The following is a 15,127-nucleotide window of genomic DNA, read 5'->3' as shown; positions in this document are numbered from 1 at the left end:
CACCCTCAGATGCGATGAGCCCATTTACCAGCGGATCGTCCAGGCCTACCGCAACCCCGATCGAGTTGCCGCGAAGCAGCAACTCGCTGCAGTGATCCAGGACCTCGCAGGCGACGTCCCGCCCTCGTTGACCGAGCTCATCACGCTCGGCCGCACCCTAAAACGCCGGGCCGAGGACGTGCTGGCCTACTTCGACCGGCCCGGCACCAGCAACGGACCCACCGAAGCGATCAATGGCCGCCTCGAGCACCTCCGCGGCACCGCCCTGGGCTTCCGCAACCTCGCCCACTACGTCCTCCGATCGCTTCTCGACACCGGAGGATTCAGGCCACTGCTACACCTTCAAATGCGATGAGCCATCAATTCCCGCCTGAAGCTGGAGGCGGTCGCGTACTACAGCGGAGGCGCCGTCGACGACGGCTTCTGCGAAAAATACGCGCCCTATATCGACGGCGTGGTGTTCCCGCGTCCGGACGAGCCCCATCACAACGCCCTGCGCGGTTCGACGCTGGCGCAGCAATTGGACGCCGTGACGCCCTGCACTGAGAAGCATCACATCGACGCGAATCTGCTGCTGTACACGGGGAGGTACGGGACTTTCGATGCTCCCGAGGCTGGCTATGTCCAGGACCTGGTCGTGTCCGACGGGCGGATGGAGCTCGATGAGCTGGTGCTTCTGTCGGCCGGGCACGTTGATGCGGCAGTGGGCGGGATGACCGCCCCGCAGCGCAGTTCACTCCGGGAGAAGGTCAGAGATCCCCACCTGCGCCGGCGGCGGGAGCGGCAGGCCGCTGCCTGCTCGCGCTGCCTGAAGGAAGTACGCCACCAACCGGCGGGAGGCCGCGACGGCCGTCTGCGGCGATCGAGCGACCACGCCGTCGTTGGCGAGCATGATCAGGTAGATGTCGGTGTGGTCGAAATCCGCGCGCAGAGCTCCTGATCTCTTGGCGCGGTCCACCAGGTCCAGCAGATCCTGCTCAGCCTGCCGGCGAGGCTCGTCGGCCTCGACCATCGTGGGGTAGAGCGCCAGGAACGCCGAGCTGAAGCCGCGACTTCGTGCTTGCATCGAGCAGACGGCGTCGATCAGGCCGCACAGCCCGCGCCAGGCGTCCGGGTCCGCAAGCGCGGTGGACAGCAGGGCGGAACATTCGCTGAGCTGTTCGGCGAAAGCACTCGCCACGAGGCTCGTCCGTGTCGGAAACCGTCGATACAGGGTGGCCGGGCTGACGCCCGCCCGTCGAGCGATCGTGCTCAACGGGACGTCGACGCCGTGGGTGGCGAAGGCCGCCCGGGCTGCGTCGACCAGTCGCTCGCGGTTGGCACGCGCGTCGGACCGGAGACCCTCGTCGGCGCCGTGGTCAGGGTCGATGTGAGAGTCCCCGGTGCGCATGTCTCTCACTCTAGCGATAAGTGGAAGGGGTCACTCACTTATCTCGTTGGCTCCAGCAGACTGTCTCCGATGAGCCGTCAGAGCTCGACCAGGCTGTGAAGAAAGAGGACTCGATGAGGGAAAACATGCGTGTGGCGATGTACGACCAGTACGGCGCACCGGAGGTGCTGTACGTCGGCGAGACCCGATTGCCGGAGGTAGCACCGGATCGCGTCCTCATCCGAGTGCATGCGTCGACGGTCAACGGCGGTGAAGTGTCTGCCCGGGCCGGAAAGCTCCGGCTCCTTCTCGGGTCCCGCTTCCCCAAGAAGATCGGGCTGGACTTCGTGGGCGAGGTGGTCAGTGTCGGCTCCTCGGTCACCCGCGTGACACCGGGTGACCGGGTTTGGGGGATCGCGGACGGGCTGGAGTTCGGCGCGATGGCGGACTATGTGGCTGTGCGCCCTGACCGGATCGCGGCTGCGCCGACGTCGTTGTCCGCACCGGACGCAGCGTCGCTCGTCGCCGGGGGAACGACCGCGATCACGGGCCTTCGGGACAAGGGTCGCCTGCAGCCGGGAGAACGCCTGCTGGTGCGAGGAGCCAGCGGTGGGACCGGCAGCCTCGCGGTGCAGATCGGCAAGCTCTTCGGTGCTCATGTCACGGGTCTCGCGAGCGCAGCGAGCGCCGACTTCGTACGGTCGTTGGGTGCGGATGAGGTCCTGGACTATCGGGAGACCCCACTGGAGCATGCGGGCGCGTTCGACGTGGTGTACGACGCGGTCGGGACCGAGCATCGGGCCCTGCGCCGACTGCTCCGACCCGGTGGGCGGTTGGTCGCCATCAGCTTCGATCTCGATCGGCTCGCTCCGAGCCTCGGGTACATCCTCGGCTCGACCGTCTTCGGGTCGCGTCGGGTGCGGTTCTTCAGCGGGCAGCCGCGCAGCTCGCTGCTGGCAGAGCTGGCCCGGCTCGCCGACGATGGTGCGATCCAGCCCGTCGTGGACACCGAGCACCCTTTGGAGGACATCGCCGCAGCCCACCGCGCACTCGAGTCAGGAGGAGTCCGAGGCAAGCACGTCATCAGCCTCACCTGAGGCTGGCGCGCGGCCGACGCGCGGCGTGCGTTACAGGATCACCTGCCTGGACGGACCCGCGGGTGACAGGTGCCGAGGCCGCCGACGTAGTCCGCAGAGCCCCGAGAGTCAGACGCCCTTGCGGTCAGCGCGCCGTGTCGACGAGGTGGTCGTGATCCGTTCCCATGGTGGTGTGCACGCCGAGGGTGAGGTGGTCGTGCGTCTCGGTGTTCACGTAGGTCACGTACACGTGGCCGGCGGCGCCCTCCGCGCCGGTGCGCTGCCAGTGCTTGGCGGCGCCCTCGTGCGCGATGATCGCGCTGCGAGCGTCGGCTGTCGTGTCGCGCTGGAAGTCGATGTCGTCGCCGGCGCCGAACTCCTGCATCGTGCGGTCCGCGTAGCCGACGGGGCTGATCGTGGTCGCGGGTGAGTCCGTGACGGCCTCGACGGGCACCGGTGCCGGATTCGGCTCGTCGGCGAGCGCCGCGGGCGCGGACACGGCCCCGGCCAGACCGACGGCGGCGACGGCTGCAAGATGACGGATGCGGATCATGAACGATCAGTCCTTCCTCAGGGCCCCGGACCGTCGCCGCACGCAGATGACTCACGTCCGCCGCCGCGCTCGAGGCGTGTTTGGCTTCCGTTGACCCACTCTTTGCCTGTTCGTGACCGAATGTCAAGAGGGTCGGGGTCGTGGTCCGTGGAGTCGGCGGCACGGTGGAGAACGACGTGCCGAGGACCTCGGTGATCTATCCCGGTCAGGCGCTGCCGTCGGTGAGGCTCGCGGCCGGCAACCACTCCGCCTCGAGCAGCTCGGCGAGGTCGGTGAGCCCGGCGGTGTCGCCGCCCACGGTGTCCGAGGCGGCGGCGATCCGCTCCACCATCACCTTGCTGACCTGTTCTTCGACGGTGCCCTGGGCGTAGGCGATGTGCCACGGGGAGACCTGCTGGTCGCGGTGCGTGCGACCGGTGACCTGCCGGCCCGCGATGCCCGAAAAGCGAGCCTGGTGGAAGACGCCGACCCGGGGCTCGGTGCTCGCCTGGCGACCATCGGCGAGGGTCTCGCCGGCGTGCAGGCTGATCGAGGCCACCGTGGTGAACACGCAGACCTTCGCCTGCCCGGTCTGGAACCGCAGCCGTTCGGCCTCGACGTCGAAGCGGTCGCGCCCGTAGATCGTGGCTACCTCGAGTCCGGAATCGCGCAGACGCTCGGCGATCGGGTCGGCGGCGGTCCCGACGAACTCGACGGAGCAGGCCACCTGCCGCTCGGCCTCGACCTGCTGGGCGATCCAGGCGACCGTGGAGTCGACGCGGATCAGCCCGGCCTTCTGCCGGAAGCGCAGCAGCGCCGCCCGGCCCTTGGCGGTATTGCGGCCGCGCCGGGCGATGTCCATCTCGCGGCAGAACTCGCCCCATTCGGCCTCGTACGCGCTGCGCTCCGTCGGCGTGAGCGTCACCGGCATCCCGGAGATCGGCACCGGCCCCCAGGGCGCTGCGCGGTGCAGCATGGCGGGCGGCCGAGCATCCTCGAGCCAGCCGCGCACCAGCGAGAGGTCTGCGGCGCGCCGCTCTGCGTCCGTGGTCCAGGTGGCGCCGTAGCGTCCCCTCTCCACGCCGACGCCATGGCTCTCGAGCGCGGTCGCGAACGTGGCGGCGGGCTGGGAGGCCGAGGTCCACTCCTTCATGGACTCGTCGTGCACCTGCGCATAGGCCGGCGCGAGGTAGGGCAGCTCGAGCGGTGTGTGACCGGGCGTCGCGGTGGTCGCGATGACGAACGGGGCCTTGTCATGCGGTGTGCCGTGCCCGGAGATCTTCGCCCAGAGCTTCCACCGCTTCGTGGAGGTCCGGCGCAGCGCATGGGCCTCGTCCGCGATGATCACCTCCCACGTGTGGTCCGCGACCTTCTCCAGACGGTCCCAGGTGATCACCACCCACTCCAGGCCGCTGTCGCCCAGCGCCGTGATGGTGCGGCACCAATGCCCGATCGTGATCGCGGCGGGCCGGTCGGCGACGACGAGCACACGCTGTGCACCGCGGAGGTCGCCCACTGCGCTCGCGCCGAGCACGGCGGAGATCGTCTTGCCGACGCCGGGCTCGTCGGCCAGCAGGAACTGTCGCCCACCGGCGGCGGCGCGTTCGGCGATCGCGTCGGCCGCCTCGTACTGGTTCTGCCGGGGCTCGAGGTCGTCGGCCGGTTCGGGAGTGGGCGCGGGGTCGTCGGGGTTGAGCGTGTTCTCGAGGAACCGGCCGAGGGTGTGCGGGCCGGGAGCGTAAGGCGCGAGGTGCTCGGGCAGCGCACGGCCGACGTACAGGTGCATCTTCACGGCAGGGTGCCAGGCGGCGCCGTCGACCTGGGTCCCGTAGGGGACGTCGAGCACCCACAGCCGCTCGCCCGGGCCGACGAACGGCAGTGGCCGCTGCGACTGCCGGGATCCCTTCCGGCGCGGGGTTCTGCTGCGGCGGCGGGTGCTGGATCGTCGGGAGGTGGCCACCCTGTGAGGCTACCGGGGCCTCGCTCCCTGATCCGGCGTCAGCCGATCCCTCCGGCGGCGCTCATCCTGGGATGAGCTCTGCGGGCCGCGACTCGGCCTGGTTCGGACCGCTCCGGGGGCGAAAGCTCGTGCCATGTGCGACGCCACGACATCCACCGATCACTGTCCTGACTACTGGCGCGAACAAGGGGCTGGGCTTTGAGACGGCCCGACGTCTCCGCGACGTCTCGGAACGCTCGCTGGCGCGTGTTCCTCGGTGCCCGTGACGTAACTCGAGGCCGAGAAGCAGCAGAAGCTCTCGCCTCCGACGAGGGGGACGTGACCTTCGTGCCCCTCGACGTCACCTCCGACGATTCGGTGGCCATCATCAAGATGGTGAGCAACAGTCGCTGTGCCGCGGCGACCCGGCACCGACGTGCAGCCCGCCGCAATCGGGAAGCTTTTGCTGCGGCCTGTCGGAACGGTTGGGGTGAGAGCCCCCAGACGAGGCGGTCCAGCATGGAGTCGCTACCCGCCGCTGCGCACTCAAGCGCGGACAGGTCCGGTTGAATCTCGCACCACAAGAGTTGTCGGCAGCACGTGCCTGCTCGCTGCCGTCTCTCCAGCCCCGATTCTCTGTAGCACCAGCTCCATCGTCGCCTCTGCCATCTGTTCAATCGGCTGTTGCACGGCGGTGAGCCGAGGCTGGGCGTAGCTGGCCGCTTCAGTGTCGTCGAAACTGACGATGCTGAGTTCCTGCGGTACGCGCAAGCCTCGGCGGATGCATTCGTCTAGCGCCCCGATCGCTTGGACATCCGACGAGGTGACCAGTGCTGTCATCGGACCGCGTTCCAGGAGAACGCTCGCGCCGTCCGCTCCGCCTCTTCGTGAAAAGGCTGCCCGTACGCACACGTCATCCTCCCAGAGGCCTGCGTCGCTCAGGGCGGTTCTCCAGGCGGCGGTCCTCTCGTCAGCGACAGTGAGCCCGTCCGGCCCACCGAGCACCCCTATCCGGCGATGGCCATGCTCCGTCAGGTGATCGATGGCGGCGCGAATTCCCGCGCTCCCATCGGTGATGACGCTGGAAACCGCGGAGCCATTAGGGGTCCGGTCCAGTGTCACCACGGGTACTCCCGTGTCTCCGGCCGCCTTGAGTGCGTCTGCGCTTGTAGAGGTCACCATGATCAGGGCATCGACTCGGCGATCGGCGAAGCTGTGCACGTAGCGAAGCTCGCGATCGGCCGCTGCTTCGGTGCTGCCTACGAGGAGCACGTATCCACGCTCAAAGGCAAGAGACTCTATCGAGCGGGAGAGCTCCGCGAAGAACGGATTGACCAGGCTGGGCACCAGCAGTCCGAGTGACCTGGTCGGTCCGGACCGGAGTGATTGCGCCACTGCGTCAGGTCGGTACCCGAGCTCAGTGACGGCTGCCAATACGCGTTCACGTGTCGCGGCGGCAACGGGTCGCGAGCCGGGGTTGAGCACGTAAGAGACGACCGCTGGTGATACGCCAGCGCGCCGAGCTACGTCGGCCCGTGTCACTCTCATCATTTCCCCCCAGCTGCACGGGCCCGAAAGCCCTTCGTCGGCCTCTCGATCATTGTGAAAGCTTGCGCGAACACGCGCGGATGTGACCATCAGAACCGTACCCCACGGGCGTGCGGGAGTGGATGGCGCAACACGTGTTGTCCAATGGTCAACACGTGTTGCGAATCGGTTGACACGTGTTGTACATTCTGCGGACTCACGTTGGCCATACGCCCCGCATCGACGATGGGGCCGACCCTGCCGGCGTTGTTTCCGAAGGAGGAACATGAGCGCTCGCACCCCGATAATTATCGATACCGACCCGGGAATCGATGACGCAATCGCTTTGGCGATGGCCCTGTTCGACGATCGGCTCGACGTCCGGCTGATCACTACGGCAGCCGGCAACGTCGACGTCGCCAAGACAACGGACAACGCCCTCAAACTACTGGAGTTCTGGGGCCTGGACGTGCCCGTCGCAGTGGGGGCAGCTAGGCCTCTCGTACGGGAGCCCCAGTACGAGACTGCCGTTCACGGAGTCTCGGGGATGGAGGGCTACGCGTTCCCAGCGCCGGACCGCAGCCAGCTCCTCCCCGAGACGGCGGTGGAGGCAATGCATCGGCAGCTCCAGGCTTCGGCCGAGCCCGTCACCATCGTCTGCCTCGCGCCGATGACCAACCTTGCCCTGCTGTTGCGGGAGCACCCCGAGGACCAGGACAGGATCGCTCGAGTGGTGTTCATGGGCGGCTCCACACAGCGCGGGAACAAGGGCGTGCTCAGTGAGTTCAATGTGCATGCCGACCCGGAGGCCGCTGACATCGTGCTGCGCTCGGGCCTTCCGCTGGTGATGCTCCCGCTCGATGCTGGATGGAGGGCGCTCGTCTACCCGGAGGACTCCGCGAGGATCCGCGAGCTCAACGAGACCGGGGCGATGATCCATGGCCTCCTCAGTCGCTACCGGGGCATCGGGCTCCGGAACGGCCTGAAGATGTATGACGGTTGCGCCATCGCCTACCTCCTGGAACCGAATCTCTTCACGATGCAAGAGGCGCCGGTAGTCGTCGAGCTCGACGGCAAGTACACCAGCGGCGCCACGCTTGTCGATTTTCGCGGCTACCTGGGGATCGACGCCAACGTTAGCGTGGCCACCGACGTCGACGCGAGCGGGTTTACCGAACTGCTCCTGAACCGTATCGATGCCTGCCGTCGTGAAAGCGGGGTGGGCTGATGTCTCTCGCCATCATGATCGTCTCGGCGGTAGTCGCCGTCGCGCTTGTTGTCTACATGCTCATCAAGAAGGCCGACATCAAGCTCACTCTGATGGGCACCGGCCTCGCGCTGCTGTTCATCTCGGTGGCCATGGGGAGTGACGTCGCCGAGGACGTCCCCGCTCTGCTCCAACCGTTCCAGGTTGTCGTGGAGCAGTTCGGCAAGACCCTCTCCGAAGCGGGACTGGTGATCCTCCTGCTGGGAGGGTATGCCGCGTACATGAACCACATCGGTGCGAACGCGGCCACTGTGGACCTGCTGACCCGTCCACTGAAGCACGTGAAATCTCCGCTCGTGCTCGTGCCGATCGTCTTCCTGCTCGGCAACCTGTTGTCGATCGTCGTGCCGAGCGCCTCCAACCTGGCCATCATCCTGCTCGCGACGCTCTATCCAGTGCTGCGCGCAGCGGGCCTGTCCACCCTCAGTGCCGCCGGCGTGATCGCCACAACCGCGACGATCACGCCCACACCGCTGGGTGCGGACAACGTCGCCGTCGCGACCGAACTTGCCAAGCATCCCGAGTACTCGGATCTCACAGTCACCGACTACGTCTTCACGCAGACGGCGCCCATCGCCATCCCGGCTCTGCTGCTCATGGCGGTCGCACACTTCTTCTGGCAGCGCTTTATGGATCGGCGCGACGAACGCCGCGGCTACGTGAGCCCCGAGGCGAAGTTCGACGAGTCGGGAGCTGTGCGGGTCGAGGGCAACGCACTGTTCCGAACCGTCTACGCCCTACTTCCCCTTCTGCCGATCCTCCTACTTGTCGGCTTCTACGTGGGCGGTGCGGCCACTGGCACCGAGGTCAACCTCAGTGTGCAGGTGGCTGTGCTGATCTGCTGGCTGGTCTCGATCCTCTGCGAGCTCGTCTTCAAGCGGGACGGCAAGGGAGTGCTGACCCGTGGCTCTGAGTTCTTCAAGGGGATGGCCAATGCCATCGACATCGTCGCGCTGCTGGTCGCCGCCTCCGTGTTCGTCGCGGGCCTTCAGGGCATCGGGCTGATCGACTCGCTCCAGCAGGCCATGCAGACCGCGACCCCCGCGGGCTGGGTGCTGCCGCTGCTCCTCGTCGGCGCGACGGGACTAATCGTCATCCTCTCCGGTTCGGGCACGGCCCTGTTCTACGCGATGGTCCCGCTGATGTATGAACTAGCGAACGTCGCCGGGATCGACCCCTTCGCCGTCTCCGTCCCGATGGGCATGGCAGGCAATCTGTTCCGAGCCTGCTCCCCGGTCGCAGCGGTCGTGGTGATCGTCGCGGGTTCGACCAATGAGAACCCGATGAACATCGTCAAGCGAACGTGGTTCCCGATGGTCGTGGGCGTGGTCTTCATGTTCGTCGTCTCCATGGTGCGATACCTGTGAAACTAGAGAAGGCCCCCAGCGTGAACACGCCGAAGGCAGTGTGTTTCGGCTCGGTCAACCGAGACATGACCTATTCCGTGCCGCAGATCGTCCGTTCCGGCGAGACGATCACGTCCATCGGCCTCAGCACCGCCTGGGGCGGGAAAGGCCTGAACCAAGCTGTGGCACTCGCCGCCACCGGAGTGCCGACCGCACTCTGGGCGCGCACCGGAGCACACGACCAGGAGATCATCGAGTTCCTCTCCGGGCGAGGCGTCGATGTCTCGCACATCACCGCCGATCCTCAAGTGCCCACCGGGCACGCCCTGGTGCAGCTCGAGCTAGAGGGATCGAACTGCATCATCATCTATCCAGGAGCGAACCGCACCCACCGCGAAGAGCAGATCGATGAGATCCTCCGCTGGTACTCCGCTGGGGATCTGTTGATCGTGCAGAACGAGACGAATCTCGTCGCAGAGGCTGTTGAGGTCGCAGCGAGTCACGGTTTGAGAGTGGCGTTCAATCCTTCTCCCCTGGACCGAGACGCGCTCTCGGTGGACCTCGATGCTGTGGACTTCCTGTTCGTCAACGAGCATGAAGCAACTGCTCTGACCAGTGCTCCAGGGCCAGAGGCAGCGCTCGACTGTCTCGCCCGGAGATGGCCACGGATGCAGACGGTGATGACACTCGGGGGTAAGGGGTCGATCTGGCGACAGGGAGAGGAAAGCTGCGCCGTCGATGCTGTCATCAGCGAGGTGGTGGATACGACGGGCGCGGGAGACACCTTTGCAGGCTTCTTCCTGGGGTCTGTGCTGCGCGGATTCCCTGCCGGGCGTGCTCTGGAAACAGCCTCCCGGGCTGCCTCCCTCGCGATTGGGCGAAAGGGGGCCGCGGGAGCGATTCCCGCTGGAGAGCTCGTAGGCTTCTGACGGACCGTCGAGGGCACTGGCGTAGCTAAGTTCTGAAGGACGAGGGCGCGGCGGCCTGGCGCCATCTGTGGGCAATCCACGAAGTTGTCCTACGTCAGTGTCAGGCCGCTCCCTCTTCGACCACTTCCGCTTCGATGACCTCGAAACGGGGGTACCTATGCCTGGAGTCTCGCCGCGACAGCGGCAAGATCGGCCGTCGGGACGGTGGTGGGTGGCTGATGATATGTGCTGTCGGCCCTGTTAACGAGGATCTGAGTGGCGGTCTTGATGCCGGTCCCCGGCATGCTCACTCCCGTACGCTCCGCGCGGGCGGTGCTCCAGGACCGAGACGAGAATGGAACCCTCCAGCTTGCCCTCGACGTCTTTGGCCACCCTCAGCTCGCTCCTTCAGTTTCTCCACCCGGCCGGCGACTCTGCACCCAACTCCATCACTCCGGTGGCAGGAGCGGTCACTGTCTGCTCGTCCCGTGCCGTGAAGATCCGACCAACCAGGACCCCGATCAGGGCTACGCAAACTGACACTCGCATTGGTTCGGCCTCTTGCCGTTGCCCCGCAACGGCTGCGCGTGGAGTCCGGACACGTCCTGTTCAGAACTCCCGGAGACGTCACAGCTCTATCGCTCAACCACTCATGCTGCGGTGCCGCTGCATGATGACTACGCTGGCCGCGGGTTCGCGACGCATCCGAGCGCCTCGTGGGCCCGACCCGAGGCGAAGGAGCTATCGCACATGCACGCACCGCAGAACCCGCGATCGTCAGGGGCCGTCGAGGCCTTCACCGAGATCATGGGGCGCAAGCACGTGCTCACCTCGGCGCGGGCCACGGCGCCGTACGCCACGGGCGACCGTTTCGGGACCGGTGAGGTGCTCGCCGTGCTGCGGCCGGGCTCCCTGGTGGACATGTGGCGTGCTCTGCAGGTGTGCGTCGACCATGACCTGATCGTCATCACCCAGGCCGCGAACACCGGACTCACCGGCGGGTCCGGGCCCGGCGACCAGGACTACGACCGCGACATCGTCATCATCTCGACGCTGCGTATCGACCAGATCCATCTGCTGCACGACGCCCGTGAGGCGGTCTGCCTGGCCGGCGCCACCCTCTTCTCCCTCGAGGACGCACTCGCCCCGCACGGGCGGGAGCCGCATTCGGTGATCGGCTCGACCTCGATCGGCGCGAGCGTGGTGGGCGGCATCGCGAACAACTCCGGCGGCACCCAGATCCGCAAGGGACCCGCCTGCACCGAGCAGGCGATCTTCGCGCGGGTCGACGAGCACGGGCAGATCCAGCTGGTGAACCATCTGGGCATCGACCTGGGCTCCGACCCCACGCACATCCTGGACCGGCTGCAGCGCGGGCAGTGGGACGCCGCCGACGTCACCCCGCCGCCGCCCGACTCCACCGGCACCGCCTACGCCGAGCACGTGCGCCAGATCGCTGACTCCCCGGCACGCTTCAACGCGGATCCGACGTTCCTCCACGAAGCCTCGGGCTGCGCCGGGAAGCTCATGGTGTTCGCAGTGCGCACCCGCACCTTCCCGCTCGAAGACGACAAGGCGACGTTCTACATCGGCACGGACCGCCCCGGGGACCTCGAGGCACTGCGGCGCACGTTCCTCGCGGCCGACGGGCCGCTGCCGATCTCGGGCGAATACATGAGCTCGCACGCCTTCGATCTCGCGGTCGAGTACGGCAAGGACACCTACGTCTCCCTCAAGCACGCCGGCAGCAGCACCCTGGTGCGCATGTTCGCCCTGAAGAGCTGGGCGAACGGAGTGTTCGCGAAGCTGCCCGGAATGGGCCCCTCGTTCGCCGACGCGATCTCCCAGAAGCTCTTCTCCCTCGTGCCGGAGAAGATCCCACCGCGCCTCGTCGAGCATCGCGACCGCTACGCCCATCACCTGATGCTCGTGGTCAGCGGCGGCGAACGGGAGACGACCGCGCAGCTGCTCGAGGAGTTCTTCGCCGCGCCCGAGCACGAGGGCGCGTTCTTCGAGTGCGACGCCGAGGAGGCCGAGAGTGCCACCCTGATTCGCTTCGGCGTGGCCAGCGCCGCCAGCCGCTACTTCGTCATGCACCGCGCAGAGGCCTCGGCCATGGTCACCTTCGACGTCGCCCTGCGACGGGACGACGAGGACTGGCTTGAGGTGCTGCCCCCGCAGATCGCCGACCAGCTCCTGGAGAGCGTCTACTTCGGGCACTTCTTCTGCCACGTGCTGCACCAGGACCACGTCGCGAAGAAGGGCGTGGACCCGGTGGCGCTGAAGAAGGAGATGACAGCGCTGCTTAAGAGCCGCGGCGCCGCCGTGCCCGCCGAGCACAACTACGGCCGCCTCTACCCGGCTCCCGAGCCGATGATCGAGCACTTCCAGCAGCTGGACCCGCTGAACATGTTCAATGCGGGCGTGGGGGAGACGTCGCCGCGGAGGCGGTGGGCGTGAGGGCGCTGCCCGGCGTTCAGCCCGTCTCGTGTTCCTGCGCGAGCCACTGCGTGAAGGTCATCGTCCCGATGTGGGCGCTGCCGGGATCTCCGCGCAGCGCACCGGAGGCGATGCCCCGCCCGTAGGCGCCGGGGAACCGTATCTCGAGCACGCGCCGAGAGGTGCCGTCGTGCGCATGTATCCGGCGGATCATGTCGGCGAGGGTGTGTTCCTCGGGGCCGACGAGGTCGGGGGCGCGGCCGGCCGGATCCGTCTCGGCGACGCGGAGGAGGTGCTCGCCCACCTCGCGGGCGGCGACGGGCCGGGCCAGCAGGCGCGGGGCGATCGCGAGCGGGCCGAGGGAGGTGCGGGCGCTGATCTGCGCGGCGAACTCGTGGAACTGCGCCGCCCGGGCGATGATGTGCGGGACGCCGGAGGCTTCGACGGTCCGCTCCTGGGTGAGCTTGCCGGCGTAGTACGACTCGTCGATCCCGTCGATGCCGACGATCGAGAGCACCACGTGGTGGGCCACACCGTGGCGCGTCCCGGCCTCGAGCAGGCGTTGGCTCATGGTGCGGAAGAAATGGACAGCCTTCCGGCGCGAGAGCAACGGGGTGTTCAGCGCATCGACGACCACGTCGACGCCCCGCAGCCGCTCCTCGAGCCCGGTGCCCGAGAACACGTCCACGCCCTCGCTGCGGGAGAGGACCACAACGTCATGCCCGCGTGACTGCGCGGCCCGGACCGCGTGCCGTCCGATGACTCCGGTGCCCCCGGCGATCGCGATCCTCATGGGTGTCCTCTCCTCGTGCCCAGCATCGTCGTCCTGCTGCGGCATGGGGTCAAGAGCGATGCCTCGCGCCCGCCGCGCGCCTCTTCATGGGAAGCTGGTGGCACTACGCCTCCACTCACTCCACAGGAAGCACCCCCATGAATTCTTTCCTCGGCCTCGGCATCGTCGGAGTGGTCCTGCTGCTCCTGGCTGCCGTACTGGTCATCGCACTGATCGCCTTCGTGGTGATCCGCCGCTGGATCAAGGTCGCACGCGCCGATGAAGCGCTGGTGATCTCCGGCAAGAGCCAGAAGAACGCAGACGGCAGCACCTCGGCGACCACCGTGGTGGTCAACGGCAAGGCGGTGGTCAACCCGATCACCCAGCGCCATGAGGTCATCTCGCTGCGCCAGCGACAGGTGAACATGCAGGCGGACGCCCAGACGGCGGACAACGTCACCGTCTCGGTGGACGCCGTCGCGCTGGTGAAGATCGGCTCCGACTCGGGCCTGGTGCGCCGGGCCGCGGAGCGGTTCGCCTCGCAGGACGAAGCCATCGAGTCCTTCACGCAGGATCAGCTCGAGGGCGTGCTGCGCGGGGTCATCGCCCAGCAGACGGTCATCTCCCTGATGCGCGATCGCAAGGTGTTCTCCGAGCAGATCGCGGAGACGGTGATCCCCGAGCTGCGCGAGCAGGGCCTCATCCTCGACTCGTTCCAGATCCGCGGCATCACCGACGGCGTGGGCTACATCCAGTCCCTCGGGGCCCCGGAGATCGAGGCGAAGCGCCAGGCGGCGGAGATCAGCCAGACCAACGCCGAGCGCGCCGTGGCCAAGGAGCGGATCCGCAACGAGGAGCAGAACCTCGTCGAGAAGCAGGCGCTGGATACGAACCGCGCCAACGCCCAGGCCGAGGTGGGCCGTGCCCGTGCGAAGGCCGAGCAGGCCGAGGCGCTCGCCGGCGAGAAGTCTCGCCAGGAAGTGCTCCAGCAGCAGGCGGAGAACAAGCAGGCGCAGCTGGATGCGGACGTCAAGCGCGTCGCCGACGCCGATCTGTACCGCCGCCAGAAGGACGCCGACGCCGCGGCCTACGATCAGCGCCGGCAGGCGGAGGCACGTGCGGAGGTCGCCGAGGCCGATGCCCGCGCCGTGAAGATGCGCGCCGAGGCCGATGCCGAGGCGGAGCGCCTGGCCGGCGAGGCCCGCGCCGATGCGATGCGCGCCGAGGCCGAAGCCCTCAAGGAGAACCAGGAAGCGCTGCTGGCGCAGCGCGTCGTGGATCAGCTGCCCACCCTCATGGAGACCTTCGCCAAGGGCTACGCCCAGATCGGCGACATCACCGTGATCAGCTCCGACGCCAACGACGGCGACGTCGCCGGCAAGCAGTTCGCCGGCGAGTCCGTCGGGGCGCTGCGGGGCGTCTTCGACTCGGTCGAGTCGACGCTCGGACTGAGCATCCGGGACCTCATCCAGGGCCGTGCCGTGGGGACGGCTCAGGGTGAGGCGCTCGGCGCGGCGCTGCGGGAGCAGGCCGCCGACGGCGCGGCGCCGAAGCGCTCCGCCGCGACGTCCGGCTCCGGCACCGCCGAGTCGGGACGCGCCACCACCCAGACGCGGGAGAGCACCGCGGGCGAGGGCGAGGCATCGCCGCAGGAGTGAGGCGCTCCCCGGCGCCCGCTCCCCGCTGAGCTCAGCTCACGATCCCCTGTCCGGCCATGCGCTCTCATCAGGAGAGACACGGCCGGGCAGGGGACCGCTGCTGTTGTGGGGCGGAGCCGCCGCCGTGCCACGACCGTCCCGGCCTAGATGTAGTTGGTCATGACGTTGTCGACGCCGGCGTGGAGGCGTGAGGCCGGGGGCTGATCGCCGCAGGCGGTGTGGGGGCGATGGTAGTCATAGTGATGGACCCAGATCGCGATGGCCTCTCGTCGCTCGTTCTCGGACTCGTAGGCG

The 15,127-nt window shown here is 67.7% G+C and carries 13 protein-coding genes; 7 read left to right on the top strand and 6 right to left on the bottom strand.

Features of this window, described 5'->3' with window-relative positions; translation table 11 throughout:
* A partial coding sequence (locus tag CIK71_RS17230; RefSeq protein WP_141393755.1) for a transposase occupies positions 1-355 on the top strand: 355 nt, incomplete at its 5' end.
* A 378-nt stretch (positions 356-733) separates the two neighbouring features.
* Here the strand turns inward: CIK71_RS17230 and CIK71_RS17225 are convergent.
* Positions 734-1,390 carry a TetR/AcrR family transcriptional regulator gene (locus CIK71_RS17225; RefSeq protein WP_096166898.1) on the bottom strand — a complete coding sequence of 219 codons (657 nt, stop codon included), beginning with the start codon at positions 1,388-1,390 and terminating at the stop codon, positions 734-736.
* 113 nt (positions 1,391-1,503) lie between these two features.
* On the opposite strand from CIK71_RS17225, the gene CIK71_RS17220 reads away from it, so the two are divergent.
* Positions 1,504-2,466, top strand: coding sequence for an NAD(P)-dependent alcohol dehydrogenase (locus tag CIK71_RS17220; protein WP_245857767.1), 963 nt, complete (start codon positions 1,504-1,506; stop codon positions 2,464-2,466).
* Between the two features lie 124 nt (positions 2,467-2,590).
* Here CIK71_RS17220 and CIK71_RS17215 read toward each other — a convergent pair whose 3' ends face one another.
* The 3 genes from CIK71_RS17215 to CIK71_RS17205 all read right to left on the bottom strand — a co-directional run bounded on the left by CIK71_RS17215 (position 2,591) and on the right by CIK71_RS17205 (position 6,464).
* Entirely contained in the window at positions 2,591-2,998 is a 408-nt protein-coding gene (locus tag CIK71_RS17215) for a hypothetical protein (protein ID WP_096166896.1), read from the bottom strand.
* Positions 2,999-3,203: 205 nt separating this feature from the next.
* Entirely contained in the window at positions 3,204-4,937 is a 1,734-nt protein-coding gene (locus CIK71_RS17210; protein ID WP_096166895.1) for a DEAD/DEAH box helicase, read from the bottom strand.
* Positions 4,938-5,462: 525 nt separating this feature from the next.
* Positions 5,463-6,464 carry a LacI family DNA-binding transcriptional regulator gene (locus tag CIK71_RS17205; protein ID WP_258775055.1) on the bottom strand — a complete coding sequence of 334 codons (1,002 nt, stop codon included), beginning with the start codon at positions 6,462-6,464 and terminating at the stop codon, positions 5,463-5,465.
* A gap of 265 nt (positions 6,465-6,729) precedes the next feature.
* On the opposite strand from CIK71_RS17205, the gene rihC reads away from it, so the two are divergent.
* The 4 genes from rihC (at position 6,730) to dld (ending at position 12,424) form a co-directional block, all read left to right on the top strand.
* Positions 6,730-7,671 carry a ribonucleoside hydrolase RihC gene (gene rihC / locus CIK71_RS17200; RefSeq protein ID WP_096166893.1) on the top strand — a complete coding sequence of 314 codons (942 nt, stop codon included), beginning with the start codon at positions 6,730-6,732 and terminating at the stop codon, positions 7,669-7,671.
* Positions 7,671-9,077, top strand: a complete 1,407-nt coding sequence (gene dcuC, locus CIK71_RS17195; protein WP_096166892.1) for a C4-dicarboxylate transporter DcuC — start codon at positions 7,671-7,673, stop codon at positions 9,075-9,077. Before rihC ends, dcuC begins: the two co-directional genes overlap by 1 nt.
* Before the next feature lie 20 nt (positions 9,078-9,097).
* A complete protein-coding gene (locus tag CIK71_RS17190; protein WP_141393753.1) occupies positions 9,098-9,985 on the top strand; it encodes a ribokinase in 888 nt (295 codons plus the stop codon).
* Between the two features lie 729 nt (positions 9,986-10,714).
* On the top strand, positions 10,715-12,424 hold the full coding sequence (gene dld, locus CIK71_RS17185) for a D-lactate dehydrogenase (protein WP_096166890.1): 1,710 nt from the start codon (positions 10,715-10,717) through the stop codon (positions 12,422-12,424).
* Between the two features lie 16 nt (positions 12,425-12,440).
* Here the strand turns inward: dld and CIK71_RS17180 are convergent, their stop codons facing one another.
* Positions 12,441-13,196, bottom strand: coding sequence for an SDR family oxidoreductase (locus CIK71_RS17180; protein ID WP_096166889.1), 756 nt, complete (start codon positions 13,194-13,196; stop codon positions 12,441-12,443).
* A gap of 137 nt (positions 13,197-13,333) precedes the next feature.
* Here CIK71_RS17180 and CIK71_RS17175 point away from each other — a divergent pair, with 137 nt between their 5' ends.
* On the top strand, positions 13,334-14,833 hold the full coding sequence (locus CIK71_RS17175) for an SPFH domain-containing protein (protein ID WP_096166888.1): 1,500 nt from the start codon (positions 13,334-13,336) through the stop codon (positions 14,831-14,833).
* 143 nt (positions 14,834-14,976) lie between these two features.
* Here CIK71_RS17175 and CIK71_RS17170 read toward each other — a convergent pair.
* A partial coding sequence (locus tag CIK71_RS17170) for an integrase core domain-containing protein (protein WP_141393739.1) occupies positions 14,977-15,127 on the bottom strand: 151 nt, incomplete at its 5' end.

Origin of the sequence: Brachybacterium alimentarium, from assembly GCF_002332425.1 — a bacterium.
In the GTDB taxonomy this organism is placed as follows: domain Bacteria; phylum Actinomycetota; class Actinomycetes; order Actinomycetales; family Dermabacteraceae; genus Brachybacterium; species Brachybacterium alimentarium.
The sequence above is the reverse complement of the archived record's forward strand: the minus strand, read 5'-3'. Positions and strand labels throughout refer to the sequence as shown.